Source organism: Xanthomonas euroxanthea, assembly GCF_903989455.1.
Lineage (GTDB): Bacteria > Pseudomonadota > Gammaproteobacteria > Xanthomonadales > Xanthomonadaceae > Xanthomonas > Xanthomonas euroxanthea.
Genome location: NZ_LR861803.1, coordinates 3312944 through 3327990 on the forward strand (window position 1 = coordinate 3312944; position 15047 = coordinate 3327990).

Below are 15047 nucleotides of genomic sequence, written 5' to 3' on the forward strand. Positions count from 1 at the left end.
GCAGGCGACCTGTCTGGGGCGTCTTTGCTGCAGCCGCCGTGCACCAGCTCACGCCGCAGGCACTCAAGAAGTCGGCGGGAATGCGGCTATCTGTCCTGCGGGACTGTCCAGGACATTGGTGTCCTGAGCCTGCTTGCGACAAAGCTGAGCAATTAATGCCCAGGCAGTGATGGCCTTCTCAAATTCGTCACTGCACTGAATTTGGCCTAAATATTCCTGTCACGCGCCGATACCTGCATGGACCGGTGTGATCCCCGTGTGCAGCACTGCCCACGCAAGCCCACGCCGGACGACCTTCTTCCGCGTCATGGCACGCAACCGTGCGCCATCGCATCGCTTGAGGCATCAATGAACACGCCACTGTCCGATCTACCCGCGCCGCTGACGCTTGCCCTGGAAGGCGAGATGACCATCCGTCGCGCTGCCGAACTCAAGCCGCTGCTGCAGCCGGCCTTGCTGCATCCGGGCGGGCTGCATCTGGACCTGGGGGCGGTCAGCGAGATCGACACCACCGGCCTGCAGTTGCTGCTGGCGACCAAGCAGGCGATCCAGGCCGACGGCCGGCCGTTCTCGCTGACCGATTCCAGCCGCGCGGTGGTCGATGTGATCGAACTGCTCGGCCTGCTCGAAGCGCTGTACCCGCATGCGGTTGCGGGTCTCGGCGAACGCATTCACTAAGGGACCGGCGACACGCATGGACATGAACCAGCTGATGCAGACCTTCCTGGCCGAAAGCCGGGACCTGCTCGAAGACATGGAACGTCACCTGCTCGAAGCTGAGCGTGGCGAGTCCTCGCCGGATGCGGTCAATGCGATCTTCCGTGCGGCGCACACCATCAAGGGCTCGGGTGGATTGTTCGATCTGCCGCAGCTGGTCGGTTTCACCCACGTCGTGGAAAGCGTGCTGGACCTGGTGCGCGACGATGCACTGACGCTGAGCTCGGAACTGATCGCGCTGCTGCTGGTGTGCTGCGACCACATCCACGCCCTGGTGGAAACTGCGGCCGATCCGGCTCACGCCGATGCCGACGCCCTGACTGCAGAGGCCGAGCCCCTGCTGGCGCAACTGCAGACCTACCTGCAGGTCAGCGCCTGCGGTGTCACTGCCACGGCCGTCCAGCACAACACCCCGGAGAAACAGAGCGGTTACTGGCGCATCACGCTGAAATTGTTCGCCGATGCGCTGCGCTACGGCAATTCGCCACTCAAGCTGATTCGCAACCTGCGCGGGCTGGGCTCGGTCGAGTCGATCAATACCGATGTCAGCGGGCTGCCGAGCTTCGAAGCGCTGGATCCGGAAGCCAATTACCTGGGCTTCCGGATCCTGCTGCGCAGCGATGCCGACCGTGCCGCGATCGAGGACGTGTTCGAGTTCGTACGCGAGGACTGCGACCTGGAGATCATCTCGGTACCGGCACCGATGGACGCCAGTGCCGTGCTTGCAGACGAGCCGGTCATGGCTGCGGCCGCGCCGGTTAGCGGCGTGCTGGCGGGCGTGCCGGCCGCAGCGTCGGCACGCCCGCAGCAGGACACCGGCGCACGCAACGCCGACGCGCGCTCGATCCGCGTGGACGCCGACAAGCTCGATCGCATGATCGACCTGGTGGGCGAACTCATCATCGCGGTGGCCGGCACCAATGCCAACGCGCAGCGCACCGGCGATGCACAGTTGCTGGAATCGGCCTCGATCCTGGCCGGCCTGGTGGAAGAGGTGCGCGAAAGCGCCCTGCAACTGCGCATGGTCAAGATCGGCGGCACCTTCAGCCGCTTCCAGCGCGTGGTGCACGACGTGGCGCGCGAACTCGGCAAGGACATCGCGTTGGTCGTGGCCGGCGAAGACACCGAACTGGACAAGTCGGTGGTGGAAAAGATCGGCGACCCGCTCACCCATCTGGTGCGCAACGCCATGGATCACGGCATCGAACCGGCGGAGGTGCGCGTGGCACGCGGCAAGCCCGCACGCGGCACCGTGGGCCTGAATGCCTATCACGACTCCGGCAGCATCGTCATCCAGATCACCGACGACGGTGGCGGCCTGAATCGCGACCGCATCCTGGCCAAGGCGCTGGAACGCGGCCTGATCGAGGCGGGCCGCCAGCTCAGCGACCGCGAGGTGTTCGCGATGATCTTCGAGCCGGGCTTTTCCACCGCCGAAAAGGTCACCAACCTGTCCGGCCGCGGCGTGGGCATGGACGTGGTCAAGCGCAACATCACCGCGCTGCGCGGCACCGTGGAGATCGACAGCACCGCAGGCCTGGGCACCACCATATCGGTGCGGCTGCCGCTGACGCTGGCCATCATCAACGGCTTCCAGGTCGGCGTCGGTAAATCGGTGTTCGTGGTGCCGCTGGACGTGGTGGAGGAATGCGTGGAATTCACGCCCGACTACAGCAGCGACTACATCGACCTGCGTGGCAGCGTGCTGCCGTATGTACGCCTGCGCGCACTGTTCGCGCTCGGCGGCAGGACGCCTGCGCGCGAGAGCATCGTGGTGATCCGCCAGGGCGCGCAGCGTTTCGGGCTGGTCGTGGACACCTTGCTGGGCGAATGGCAGACCGTGATCAAGCCGTTGTCCAGGGTCTTCGCACAGGTCAAGGGCATCAGCGGTTCGAGCATCCTGGGCAGCGGCGATGTCGCGCTGATTCTCGACGTACCCAGCCTGCTGCAGCAATTGCATCCAAACCAGGACGCCCTGGCGGCCTGAGTCACCACACAAGCACTCCCCACATCACCGCCTCGTTCGTTGTTCCCTGACCCCAGGAAGCTGCCGCCATGTCACACCGTCTCCCGATCGCCACGCAGTTGTGGTTCACCGCCGCCCTCGCCCTTGCCTTGCCTGTCGTGGTGGTGGTCGCCGGCTTTGCGCTGACGCTGTCGCACGGCGCCCTGCTCGCCGCCAGCGTCCTGGCCGCACTCGTCAGCGGTGCGTTGCTGCTCCATGCGATCCGCATCGCGGCCGGCTCGCTGGAGCTTGCCACCACCACGCTGGATGCATTCGCGCGTGGCAACTTCGCCGTCGCCCTGCCGCAGCTGCGCGACGAGCAGGCCTGCGAGGTGCTGCGTGCGCTGCGCAAGGTGCAGGGCACCATTGCCCAGGTCAACCAGGAGATCAACCGCGTCTGGCAGGAACACGACGCCGGCGAGATCGACGCGCGCATCGACGTGGCACGCTTCGATGGCGATTTCCGCACCACCGGCGAAGGCATCAACCGCCTGGTCACCAACCATATCGCGGTCGAGAAGCAGCTCATGGCCTGCGTGGCCGAGTTCGGCCGCGGCAACTTCTCCGCCGAGCTGGAACGCCTGCCGGGCAAGAAGGCCCTCATCAACGAGATCGTCGAGCAGATCCGCGGCAACCTCACCGGCATGGTCGCCGAGGTCAACCACATGGCGGCCGAGCACGACGCCGGCGATATCGACGTGGTCATCGACACGCAACGTTTCACCGGCGATTTCCGCCGCATGGCCGAAGGCATCAATGCAATGGTAGCCAGCCACATCGCGGTCAAGAAACAGGCCATCGCCTGCGTGGCCGAGTTCGGCCGCGGCAACTTCACCGCGCAGCTGCCGTTGCTGCCGGGCAAGAAGCGCTTCATCAACGAGACCCTGGAACAGGTGCGCGGCAACCTCACCGGCCTGATCCGCGAGATCAACCACATGTCGGCCGAACACGAAGCCGGCGATATCGATGTGGTCATCGACAGCAGCGGTTTCGACGGCGATTTCCGCAGCATGGCCACCGGCATCAACCAGATGGTGGGCGCGCATATCGCGGTCAAGAAGCTGGCGATGGGTGTGGTGGCCGAATTCGGCCGCGGCAACTTCGAGGCACCGCTGGCGCAGCTGCCGGGCAAGAAGGCCTTCATCAACGACACCGTGGAGCGTGCGCGCGGCAACCTGCGCAGCATTTCCGAGGTGATCCAGGTGATGGGCGCGATGGCCGACGGTGACCTCACCCATACCGTGGAAGGCCGCTACGAAGGCGCCTTCGCCGACATGCAGCGCTACGTCAACACCACCATGAGCCGGCTGACCGAGATCGTCGATGAGGTCAACCGCAACGCCGAGAACCTGGCCAGCGCCTCCGAACAGGTCAGCGCCACCGCACAGGCGCTGGCGCAGGCCGCCAGCGAACAGGCGGCCGGGGTGGAAGAGACCAGCGCCTCGCTGGAACAGATGACCGCCTCCATCGCGCAGAACACCGAGAACGCGCGCGTCACCGACAGCATGGCCGCCAAGGCGGCCAGCGAGGCGGCCGATGGCGGCGACACCGTGCGCGCCACCGTGGTGGCGATGAAGGACATCGCCAGGAAGATCGGCATCATCGACGACATCGCCTACCAGACCAACCTGCTGGCGCTCAATGCCGCCATCGAGGCCGCGCGTGCCGGCGAACATGGCAAGGGCTTTGCGGTGGTGGCGGCGGAAGTGCGCAAGCTGGCCGAGCGCAGCCAGATCGCCGCGCAGGAGATCGGCGAGGTGGCCGGCTCCAGCGTGGACCTGGCCGAAAGCGCCGGCCGCGTGCTCGGCGAGATGGTGCCCTCGATCCGCCGCACCTCCGACCTGGTGCAGGAAATCGCCGCCGCCTCCGAAGAACAGACCGCCGGCGTCAGCCAGATCAACACCGCCGTCGGCCAGTTGAACCAGACCACGCAGTCGGCCGCCGCCAACGCCGAAGAACTGGCCGCCACCTCGGAAGAAATGAGCGCGCAGGCCGAACAACTGCAGCAGTTGATGGGCTTCTTCCGGCTCGGCAATGGCGCGCGCGCGGCGGCATCGCCCAGCAACAAGCCGGGCCCGCGCCGGATCGCACCGCACGGCAGCAGCACCGCAATCAGCGCGCCGCCGCGTCGCAGCAACGTGCGCCAGTTCAGCGCGGTGGCAGCCACCGCCGATGCGATCGACGAATCGCAGTTCGCCAGCTTCTGAGGACACGACGATGCAACCGCACAGCGCAGCCAGCACCATGCCAACCGCCGTCGCGCCGCCATCGACGGCGCCGCAGCAATACCTGACCTTTGTGCTGGGCACGGAAATGTTCGGCCTGGGCATCCTCGGCATCAAGGAAATCATCGAATACCGCATGCCGACCGACGTGCCGATGATGCCGCCGGCCCTGCGCGGGGTGATCAACCTGCGCGGCGCGGTGGTGCCGGTGGTGGATCTGCAACAGCGCTTCGGCCGCAACGCCAGCGCGATCACCAAGCGCAGCTGCATCGTGATCGTGGAGATCGCCCATGGCCACACGCATCAGGTGCTCGGCCTGTTGGTGGATGCGGTGAGCGAGGTGCTGGAGATCGCGCCCGACGCGATTGCCGACGCGCCCAGTTTTGGCGCCGGCATCGCACGCGAATGCATCCATGCGATGGCCAGGATCGGCGAGCGCTTCGTGATCCTGCTCGACGCCGATGCGGTGCTGGGCAACGACGCACTCGCCCAGCTGCCTGTCGCCGACCTGGCAGCCTGACATGTCCAGCCTGCACGCAAGGACTCCCATGCGCCCCACCCTTCTCTCCTGCAGCTGCGCGCTGGACGGCCCGGTACTGGTCGTCGACGACAGCGTGGTCCAGCGCGAACACGCGATGGCGCTGTGCCGCCAGCTCGGCGCCGTCGCAGTCGACGGCGCAGTCGACGGCCACGCCGCGCTGGCCTGGCTGGGCAGTGCAGTGGCCCCATCGCTGCTGCTGATCGATCTGGAAATGCCGGGCATGGATGGCGTGCAGCTGCTGGATGCGCTGGCACGCGGCAAGTACAGCGTGCCGGTGGTGGTTGTCTCGCAGCGCGGCGGCGCCCTGATCGATGCGGTGATGCAGCTCAGCCGCAGCGCCGGCGTGCGCGTGCTCGGCGGCATCGAAAAGCCGATGCATCTGCAGGACCTGGCCAACGTGCTTGAGTGCGAGCCGGGGCTGGCCACGAACGCGCCCGCGTTTGCCCAGGCGGCGATCTCACCGCTGATGTCCAGCGGTGGCGCGGCTGCCTCGCGGCTGGACCGGGCCATGCGCCGCGGCGAAATCCGCGTGGCCTACCAGCCCAAGCTCGATCTCAAGGACGGTCGCCTGCGCGGCGTGGAAGCGCTCGCCCGCTGGCGCCGCCCGCAAGGCGACATGATCGGGCCGGACCGCTTCATTCCGCTGGCCGAACGCGAGGGCCTGATCCATGCCCTGACCCAGCAGGTGATCGACATGGCGGTCGCGCAACTGGTGGACTGGCGCGCAGAAGGCCTGGAGCTGAGCCTGGCGCTGAACCTGTCGCCCAACCTGCTCGGCGAGCAGGGCTTTCTCGAACAGCTGTGCGGCAAGCTGGGCGACAACGGCCTGAGCCCTGCCGATCTGGTGCTGGAACTCACCGAAAGCGCCATCGTGGAGCCGGCCAATGCCTTGAGCATGCTGGCGCGCCTGCGCCTGCACGGCTTCGGCCTGTCGATCGACGACTACGGCACGGGGTTTTCCTCGCTGCAGCGCCTGGCCAGCATTCCCTTCACCGAACTCAAATTGGATCGCAGCTTCGTGCATGCCGCACATCGCAGCCGCAGTCAGCGCACCGTGCTCGAATCCACGCTGGAACTGGCGCACCGGCTCGAACTCACCGCCGTGGCCGAAGGGGTGGAAACGCCGGAGGACTGGCGCCTGCTGCGCGAGCTGGGCTGCGATCTGGCACAGGGCTACCTGATGGGCTCGCCGATGCCCGGGCCGATGCTGTCGGAATGGTGGCGCGAACACGCCGTGCGCATCGCACGCCTGTGCGGCAACGCACTGCCCAGCGATGCAGATGTCGCCTGACCATGAGCACAGCCACCGCCATCACCGAACAGGAGTTCGGCCGCTTCCAGCGCTTCATCTTCGAAGCGGCGGGCATCAGCATTTCCACCGGCAAGAAAGCCATGTTGTGCGGCCGGCTGGGCAAGCGCCTGCGCGAACACCAGTTCAGCACCTACACGCAGTACCTGCAGTTGCTGGAAAGCCGCCAGGACCGCGCCGAGATCCAGACCGCGATCGACCTGCTGACCACCAACGAAACCTACTTCTTCCGCGAGCCCAAGCACTTCGAGCTGCTGCGCAAGCTGGCCGGCGAACATCGCGGCGGCCTGCCGTTCCGCTGCTGGAGCGCGGCCAGCTCCAGCGGCGAAGAGGCCTACAGCATGGCGATGGTGCTGGACGACGCCTTGCAGGGACGGCCGTTCGAAGTGGTCGGCAGCGACATCAGCACCCGCGTGCTGGCCAAGGCGCGCACCGGGCATTACGCACTGCAGCGCATCGACGGCATTCCGCAGCCCTATCTCAAGCGCTATTGCCTGCGTGGCCAAGGCGAATACGACGGCACCTTGCTGGTGGAACGGCGCCTGCGCGACCGGGTCAGGTTCGTGCATGCCAACCTCAATACGGCCTTGCCGATGCTGGGCAGCTTCGATGCGATCTTCCTGCGCAATGTGATGATCTATTTCAATGGCCAGACCAAGCGCGAGGTCATCCTGCGTGTGCTGTCCAACCTCAAATCGGGCGGCTATTTCTGCATCGGTCATTCGGAGAGCCTGAGCGAACTCGACATCGATCTGGTCCAGGTGGCACCCTCGATCTTCCGCAAGGCCTGAGCCAAGGATCCGCCGTGTCGACCGCCTTCAACCGCCCTGCCGCCAGCCCCATTGCCCGCACCGATGCCATCAAGGCCATGGTCGTCGACGACTCGGCGGTGGTGCGCCAGGTGCTGGTGGGCGTGCTCAACGACGCGCCCGACATCGAGGTCATCGCCACCGCGGCCGACCCGCTGCTGGCGATCGAGAAGATGCGCAAGCAATGGCCGGACGTGATCGTGCTGGATGTGGAAATGCCGCGCATGGACGGCATCACCTTCCTGCGCAAGATCATGAGCGAACGCCCCACCCCGGTGGTGATCTGTTCCACGCTCACCGAAAAAGGCGCACGCGTCACCATGGATGCCCTGGCCGCCGGTGCGGTGGCCGTGGTGACCAAACCGCGCCTGGGGCTCAAGCAGTTCCTCACCGACTCGGCCGACGAACTGGTCAATACCGTGCGCAGCGCCGCACGCGCCAACGTCAAGCGGCTGGCCGCACGGGTTGCCGCAGCGCCGCTGGAAGCGGAGGTCAAGCACACCGCCGATGTGATCCTGCCGGCGCAAAGCGGGCGCGCGCTGGCGCAGACCACCGAGCGCATCGTCGCCATCGGCACCTCCACCGGCGGCACCCAGGCGCTTGAAGAAGTGCTGACCGCGTTGCCGCGCGTCTGTCCCGGCATCGTGATCGTGCAGCACATGCCGGAGAAATTCACCGCCGCCTTCGCCGCGCGCCTGAATGGCTTGTGCCAGATCGCAGTGAAAGAGGCCACCAACAACGACCGGGTGATGCCGGGCCGCGCGCTGATCGCGCCCGGCGGCAAGCATCTGCTGCTGCGCCGCAGTGGCGCGCAGTACTTTGTCGAAGTGATGGAAGGCCCGCCGGTCAACCGGCATCGTCCGTCGGTGGATGTGCTGTTCCGCTCGGCCGCACGTGCGGCCGGCAGCAATGCGCTGGGCATCATCATGACCGGCATGGGCGACGACGGCGCCGCCGGGCTGCTGGAAATGCGTCAGGCCGGCGCGCGCACGGTGGCGCAGGACGAGCACACCAGCATCGTATTCGGCATGCCCAAGGAAGCGATCAAACGCGGCGGCGCCGACCGCATCCTGCCGCTGGGCGCGATGGCGCGCGAGATCGTGACGCAGCTGCAGTAGCGCGCCGCACGCGCAAGCGGCGAAATTACAACTGCGACTCCAGCGGCAACCAGCCCATCACCGTCGCCGCACCACGCCGCCACACGCTCGCAGCCGGCTCTTGCGACCACACCTCGGGCGGCTGCGCCGCATCGTCGTGCCAGCGCAGCGCGCCCCGCTCCAGGGTCACGCGGTAACTCACCGGTGCGCCGATCTTGCGGTTGTAGACCTGCTCCAGCTGCGCGGCCACTGCGCGATCGTTGAACAGCAGGCCCATCTCGGTATTGAGGTTCATCGAGCGCGGATCCAGATTGAACGAGCCGATGAAGCCGCTGCTGTCGTCCACCACGAACGCCTTGGTGTGCAGGCTGGCCCCGCTGGAGCCGAACAGGCTGCCGTCCGGCTTGCCCATCGGCTTGAGCTCGTGCAGGCGCACGCCTTGCGTAAGCAGGGGCACCCGGTAATCGGCATAGCCGCTGTGCACGGCAACCACATCGTTTGCCGCCAGCGAGTTGGTCAACACGCTGACGCGCACATTGCGCCGACGCAACGCGCCGATCCAGCGCATGCCGTCCTCGCCGGGCACGAAGTACGGCGAGATCACCTTCAATTCCCGCTGCGCATGCGCCATTTCGCCGATCAACACCGGCGTCATCCAGTCCGCCTGCGGCGGTGCGCCCTCGGCCTTTTCCGGCGGGTCGGAAACGATGCGCGCCTGGTCCAGCCAATGCACCTGGCGCTGGCCCTGCGTCAACGCCTGCACGCTGGGCGACTGGCGCAGCCGCTGCACATACGGATGCGCGCGTGCCGACTCCAGGCCGGCATCCAGGCTGCCGCGCAACGCATCCAGTGCCTGTGGCTTGGCGGTCACCAGCGCAGCCAGCGGCAGGGCATTGGGGCTGTTCCAGTACGCATCGAAGACCTGCTCGGCCTGGCCCACGGCCGGCCCCATCAGTGCCGCGTCCATGTCCATGAAATTGGTGTCGCGCGCCGCATCGAAGTATTCATCGCCCACATTGCGGCCACCCACCACCGCCATCCGACCATCGGCAATCCAGGCCTTGTTGTGCATGCGCCGGTTGATGCTGAGCATGCGCAGCACCATCTCCACCCCACGCATCAGCGTGCCTTCGCGCGCACGGGTGGGATTGAACAGACGGATCTCGATCATCGGGTGGCTGTCCAGCGCCGCCAGCACCGAATCGCTGCCATGGATGTTCATGTCGTCCAGCAGCAGGCGCACGCGCACGCCGCGATCGGCCGCCTGCAGCAGTTCGTTGTGCAGCAGGTTGCCAGTGAAGTCGGCATGCCAGATGTAGTACTGCAGATCCAGGCTGCGCCCGGCCGCACGCGCGGTGAGCGCACGCACCGCGAACGCATCGACATTGTCGGGCAGGATCACCATGCCGGTCTGACCGGCATGTGCCTGCTGCAGCGGCGCCACCACCTGATCGATCGGCGTGGCGATTGCGGTGGCAGGCAGCGCGTGGCTCACCGCACCACGCTGACGATCGGCAAAGCGTCCGTAGCCGTACAGCGACAGCACGCTGCCCAGCAGGAGCACCAGTGCACCGATGCCCACCCATTTGATGATTTTTCGCCTCGTCACTGCCGCCCCCGTGTTGCAGAGCGCGGCAGTCTAGACGCTGCACCTGCATGTCGATGTGCAGACGCAAGCGCACAAGCGAGCTCGACAAACGCGCAAAAACAGCGGATTTTCCAGCGCAGACTGTCGCAACAGTCCGCGCCGGATGCGATGCCGCTTACCAGATCGCAACGCGATCCTTGTCGCCACGCACCATCGCATCGCCCGGCTTGCACTGGAACGCCTGCGCAAATGCCGGCATGTTCGACGGCGCACCATTGGCGCGGAAATTGGCCGGCGCATGCGGGTCGGTGTTCAGGCGCACGCGCAATTCGCCGTCGGTGAAGTTGCGGCGCCACACCGTGGCCCAGTTCATGAAGAAGCGCTGGTCCTGCGTATAACCGTCGATGTCCTTGTTGGCGCCGGGCTGTTCCTTCAATGCCATCTGCAGCGCGTCATAGGCCACGGTCAGGCCACCGAGATCGCCGATGTTCTCGCCCAGGGTCAGCCTGCCTTTGACGTTGACGCCAGGGATCGCCTCATAGCCGTCGAACTGCGCCACCAGCTGGTCGGTGCGCTGGGTGAACAGCTTGCGGTCCGCATCGGTCCACCAGGTATCGAAGTTGCCCTTGGCATCGAACTGGCTGCCCGAGTCGTCGTAGCCATGCATCATCTCGTGCCCGATCACCGCTCCGATCCCGCCGTAATTCAATGCCGGGTCGGCCTTGGGGTCGAAGAACGGCGGCTGCAGGATCGCCGCCGGGAACACGATCTCGTTGCGGGTGGCGTTGTAGTACGCATTGACCGTCTGCGGGGTCATATGCCACTCGCGCTTGTCGACCGGCTTGCCGATCTTGTCCAGCATGTAGCGATAGTTGAATGCCTGCGCGGCCTGCATGTTGGCCAGGAATCCGTCACCCCGGGTCTCCAGGCCGGACCAGTCGCGCCACTGATCCGGGTAGCCGATCTTGGGCGTGAAACTGGCCCACTTCTCCAGCGCGCGCTGCTTGGTTTCCGCGCTCATCCAGTCGAGCTGTTCCAGCCGCGCCTTGAGCGCCACCGAGAGGTTCTGCACCAGCTGCTGCATCTGCTGCTTGGACTCGGCCGGGAATGCGGACTGCACGTACAGCTGGCCCAGTGCCTCGCCCATCGCCTCGTTGACCGCATTCAAGGTGCGCTTCCAGCGCGGCAGCATGTCCTGCTGGCCACGCAGCGTCTTGGCATAGAAATCGAAGTTGGCCTGCTCGAACGGCTTGGCCAGATACGGTGCCGCCTCGTCCACACTGTGGAAACGCAGGTAGGCCTTCCAGGTTTCCACCGGCGTATCGGCCAGCATCGCATCGAGTTCGGCGAAGTAACCCGGCTGGCTCAGCGAGAACGTCCCCGCCGGCACCTTGAGTGCGCTGAAGAACGCCTGCCAGTCGAAATGCGGTGTCACCGCGTTGGCACCGGCCACATCGACCGGGTTGTAGCGCTTGGCCGGGTCGCGCAGTTCGATGCGCGACAGCGAGGCGGCGGCCAGGCGGGTTTCGAACGCCATCACCGCCTTGGCCTGCGTGGCCGCCTGCGCGGCGGGAATGCCGGACAACTCCAGCACGCGCGCGATGTAGGCCACGTACTGCTCACGGATCCTGGCCTGCGCCGGATCGGTGTAATAGCCCTTCTCGGGCAAGCCCAGACCTCCCTGGCCTGCGTAGGCGATCATCTGTTCGGAATGCTTGTAGTCGGCATTGGCGCCGAACGAGAACAGGAAGCCCTGGCCCTTGGCATAGCTGTCGCGCAACCACGCGGCGATGGACGGCGCATCGGTCAGCGCATCGATCGCCTTGAGCTGCGGCTGCAGCGGCGTGATGCCGGCGGCGTCGATCGCCGCTTCGTCCGAGCCGGTGCGCCACAGGTCGGCGATCTTGGCGTCCACCGAGCCGGCCGACAGGTTGCCGCGCGCCAGTTGCTCCACCAACGCGTGCTGGATGGTCCGCGAACGCTCGGCCAGCACCTCGAAACTGCCCCAGCTGGTGCGGTCCGACGGCACCGGGTTGGCCTTGAGCCACTTGGCGTTGACGAAGCCGTTGAGGTCCTGGCACGCGTTGATGGCCGGATCCAGGTCGTTGACGCCGAAGGCCACGATCGGCGCATCGAGCTTGGACACATCGACCCTGGTCGGCGCGGCCGGCGGTGCGGCCGGTGCCGGCCTGGCGGTGTCCTCGGAGCGGCCACACGCCGAGAGCGTCACCGCGATGGCCACTGCAAGCGACAGTGGCGCAAATTTGCTCAACATCTTTCCATTCTCCAAGGCATGCGACCGCGTCATGCGCAGTCAAAAAAGTAGGCAATCAGCGCAGACGCACCAACCACGTCATCATTGCAACGGCACCGCAACGTCCTGACGCCCGCTGCCGCGCCCTATCGAAGAGCACACGTCCCACGACGCACTCCACGTGGCCTGGGCACGTGCATGCCACCGCTGTTGCCGCCGCAGAAACCACTTCGGCAATCCGGCGCAGCAGCAGCGCCATCGACTGCGGTCATTTGCGCGCGTACAGCGGTGCCATCAACAGGTACACCGGATACGCCAGCACCATCAGCACCAGCGCGACCTCATGCCCGGACGCCGCCTCCGCCCAGGACTCCATCCGTCGCGACGGCCCCCAGAAACCGAACGCCAGCAGCGCCACACCCACGATGCCGACCAGCAGCGCCAGGCCCAGCGCCGAACCGGACACACTGCCCCGGGCCAGCAACGCGAACGCAGCGCCGCCACCGCCCAACAGCAGCCCCAACGTCACCAGATACGCGCGGCAGTAGGTGGCACTCATCTGTTGCCTTTTCCGCTTGCTGGACATCATGTCTCCCCTGGAAGAACCCGCATGCGCACCTGCCCGATCCACCAACAGGCGCGCATGCGTGTCAAATCCGCACGCGTCAATCGAGCGCGCACCGCAAACTCCACGCCACGCTGCGCGCCATGCACGCAGCGCAGCCAGCGGATGCGGCGATTACTTCGCCTTGCCCTGATTGGCCACCGCGTCGGCGGCGCGCTTGGCCGCTTCCGGGTCGCCCAGGTAGCGGTAGCTTTGCACCTGCAGGGTATCGTCCAGCTCGAACAGCAACGGGATGCCGGTCGGGATATTGAGCTCCAGGATCTGCTCGTTGGACACCGCGTTGAGGTATTTGTACAGCGCACGCAGCGAGTTGCCGTGCGCGGTCACCAGCACGGTCTGCCCGGCCTTCAACTGCGGTGCGATCGCGTCGTGCCAGTACGGCAGCACGCGCACCAGCGTGGTCGCCAGCGACTCGGTACCCGGCAATGCATTGCGATCCAGCGTGGCGTAGCGACGATCGTGACACGGATGCCCCGGATCGTTGACGTCCATCGCCGGCGGCGGAATGTCGTAGGAACGGCGCCAGATCTTGACCTGCTCTTCGCCGTGCTTGGCCGCGGTTTCGGCCTTGTCCAGCCCCTGCAGGCCACCGTAGTGGCGCTCGTTGAGGCGCCAGCTCTTGGACACCGGCAACCAGTCCTGGTCCAGTTCCTTCAACGCACCCTGCAGCGTGTGGATGGCGCGCTTGAGCACCGAGGTGTGCGCCACATCGAACTGCAACCCTTCGTCCTTCATCAGCTTGCCGGCCGCAGCGGCTTCCTGGCGGCCTTGCTCGGTGAGTTCCACATCCACCCAGCCGGTGAAACGGTTGTCCAGGTTCCATTGGCTCTGGCCATGGCGCAGCAGTACGAGTTTGCGGGTCACTACGGTTCTCCGATTGGGGGCCGATCAGCCTGCGATTGTAACGGCAGCCAGCGCATCGCAGGCATGCACGAGACCGCCACGGCCAGCGCGCGATGCTGGGGCCATGCAAACGATCGATCCCGTCTTTGCCGGTTGGGATGGCAGCGTCATCCAGGCGCGACAGTTGCAACAGCAACTGGCACACCGCGTGGTGCTGCAGGACCAGCTCGGCGCAACACCGCAACTGCTCGCCGGCTTCGACGTCGGCTTCGAAGACGACGGCCAGACCACGCGCGCGGCAGCGGTGCTGCTGGATGCAGACACGCTGATGCCGCTGGAAACGCACATCGCGCGGGTGCCCACGTCGATGCCGTACGTGCCGGGCCTGCTCAGCTTTCGTGAGCTGCCGGCCTTGTTGCAGGCGCTGGCACTGTTGTCGCGCCCCCCGGATCTGATCTTCATCGACGGCCAGGGCATCGCGCATCCGCGCAAGCTCGGCATCGCTGCGCACTTTGGCGTGGTGACCGGCCTGCCCAGCATCGGCGTGGCCAAGCAACGCCTGGCGGGCAGCTTCGTCGCGCCGGGGCCCGAGCGCGGCGACCACAGCCCGATCCTGCTGGGTGGCACGCAGATCGGCTGGGCGCTGCGCAGCAAGCCGCGCTGCAATCCGCTGATCGTCTCGCCTGGCCACCGCGTCTCGATGCAGGGCGCGCTCGACTGGACGCTGCGTACGTTGCGCGCCTATCGCCTGCCCGAGCCCACGCGCCTGGCCGATCGGCTGGCCTCGCGGCGCGGCGAAATCGCCCTGCACAGCGCCGCCTCCGGACAGCTGTTCTAGCGCGGATGGGCCAATCGCGATCGACAGCGCGCGTGCCTGCCTCTGTCGTCTGCAACCGCCCATCTCGGCACGTTCGTTCTGGCCGCCAGCACGCCGCGCAGCGACTGTCTCCGGGACGATCCGTCTTGGTGAAGCGCTCGCCAGGCCGCGCGCGCACATGCAAAGCTGGTGTCCATTCGACTTGATCAGAGCCGCC

At 66.4% G+C, this 15047-nt stretch carries 12 protein-coding genes; 8 read left to right on the top strand and 4 right to left on the bottom strand.

Annotation, left to right across the window (positions count from 1 at the left end; all coding sequences use genetic code 11):
- Nucleotides 1-348: 348 nt before the first annotated feature.
- The 7 genes from H7A86_RS13900 (at nucleotide 349) to H7A86_RS13930 (ending at nucleotide 8724) form a co-directional block, all read left to right on the top strand.
- Nucleotides 349-678 carry an STAS domain-containing protein gene (locus tag H7A86_RS13900; protein WP_104583126.1) on the top strand — a complete coding sequence of 110 codons (330 nt, stop codon included), beginning with the start codon at nucleotides 349-351 and terminating at the stop codon, nucleotides 676-678.
- A gap of 16 nt (nucleotides 679-694) precedes the next feature.
- Nucleotides 695-2704 carry a chemotaxis protein CheA gene (locus H7A86_RS13905; protein WP_119131231.1) on the top strand — a complete coding sequence of 670 codons (2010 nt, stop codon included), beginning with the start codon at nucleotides 695-697 and terminating at the stop codon, nucleotides 2702-2704.
- A gap of 68 nt (nucleotides 2705-2772) precedes the next feature.
- Nucleotides 2773-4929, top strand: coding sequence for a methyl-accepting chemotaxis protein (locus H7A86_RS13910; protein ID WP_180707894.1), 2157 nt, complete (start codon nucleotides 2773-2775; stop codon nucleotides 4927-4929).
- A 37-nt stretch (nucleotides 4930-4966) separates the two neighbouring features.
- A complete protein-coding gene (locus H7A86_RS13915) occupies nucleotides 4967-5467 on the top strand; it encodes a chemotaxis protein CheW (protein WP_119128030.1) in 501 nt (166 codons plus the stop codon).
- 28 nt (nucleotides 5468-5495) lie between these two features.
- Complete coding sequence (locus H7A86_RS13920) at nucleotides 5496-6779, top strand: EAL domain-containing response regulator (RefSeq protein WP_119131230.1); 1284 nt, start codon at nucleotides 5496-5498, stop codon at nucleotides 6777-6779.
- 2 nt (nucleotides 6780-6781) lie between these two features.
- Nucleotides 6782-7588, top strand: a complete 807-nt coding sequence (locus H7A86_RS13925; protein WP_104583123.1) for a CheR family methyltransferase — start codon at nucleotides 6782-6784, stop codon at nucleotides 7586-7588.
- Nucleotides 7585-8724: a protein-glutamate methylesterase/protein-glutamine glutaminase gene (locus tag H7A86_RS13930; protein ID WP_180708155.1), complete on the top strand. Its 1140-nt coding sequence runs from the start codon at nucleotides 7585-7587 to the stop codon at nucleotides 8722-8724. Before H7A86_RS13925 ends, H7A86_RS13930 begins: the two co-directional genes overlap by 4 nt.
- 25 nt (nucleotides 8725-8749) lie before the next feature.
- Here H7A86_RS13930 and H7A86_RS13935 read toward each other — a convergent pair whose 3' ends face one another.
- The 4 genes from H7A86_RS13935 to gpmA form a co-directional block, all read right to left on the bottom strand.
- Nucleotides 8750-10312, bottom strand: coding sequence for a phospholipase D family protein (locus H7A86_RS13935; protein ID WP_119131228.1), 1563 nt, complete (start codon nucleotides 10310-10312; stop codon nucleotides 8750-8752).
- A 154-nt stretch (nucleotides 10313-10466) separates the two neighbouring features.
- Entirely contained in the window at nucleotides 10467-12566 is a 2100-nt protein-coding gene (locus H7A86_RS13940; protein ID WP_119131509.1) for a M13 family metallopeptidase, read from the bottom strand.
- A gap of 247 nt (nucleotides 12567-12813) precedes the next feature.
- The gene (locus H7A86_RS13945; protein ID WP_104583146.1) at nucleotides 12814-13131 is read right to left on the bottom strand and encodes a hypothetical protein; all 318 of its coding nucleotides are present in this window, start codon (nucleotides 13129-13131) and stop codon (nucleotides 12814-12816) included.
- A 153-nt stretch (nucleotides 13132-13284) separates the two neighbouring features.
- Entirely contained in the window at nucleotides 13285-14034 is a 750-nt protein-coding gene (gene gpmA, locus H7A86_RS13950) for a 2,3-diphosphoglycerate-dependent phosphoglycerate mutase (protein ID WP_119131227.1), read from the bottom strand.
- A 103-nt stretch (nucleotides 14035-14137) separates the two neighbouring features.
- On the opposite strand from gpmA, the gene nfi reads away from it, so the two are divergent.
- Nucleotides 14138-14851: a deoxyribonuclease V gene (nfi, locus tag H7A86_RS13955; protein WP_119131226.1), complete on the top strand. Its 714-nt coding sequence runs from the start codon at nucleotides 14138-14140 to the stop codon at nucleotides 14849-14851.
- Nucleotides 14852-15047: the final 196 nt, after the last annotated feature.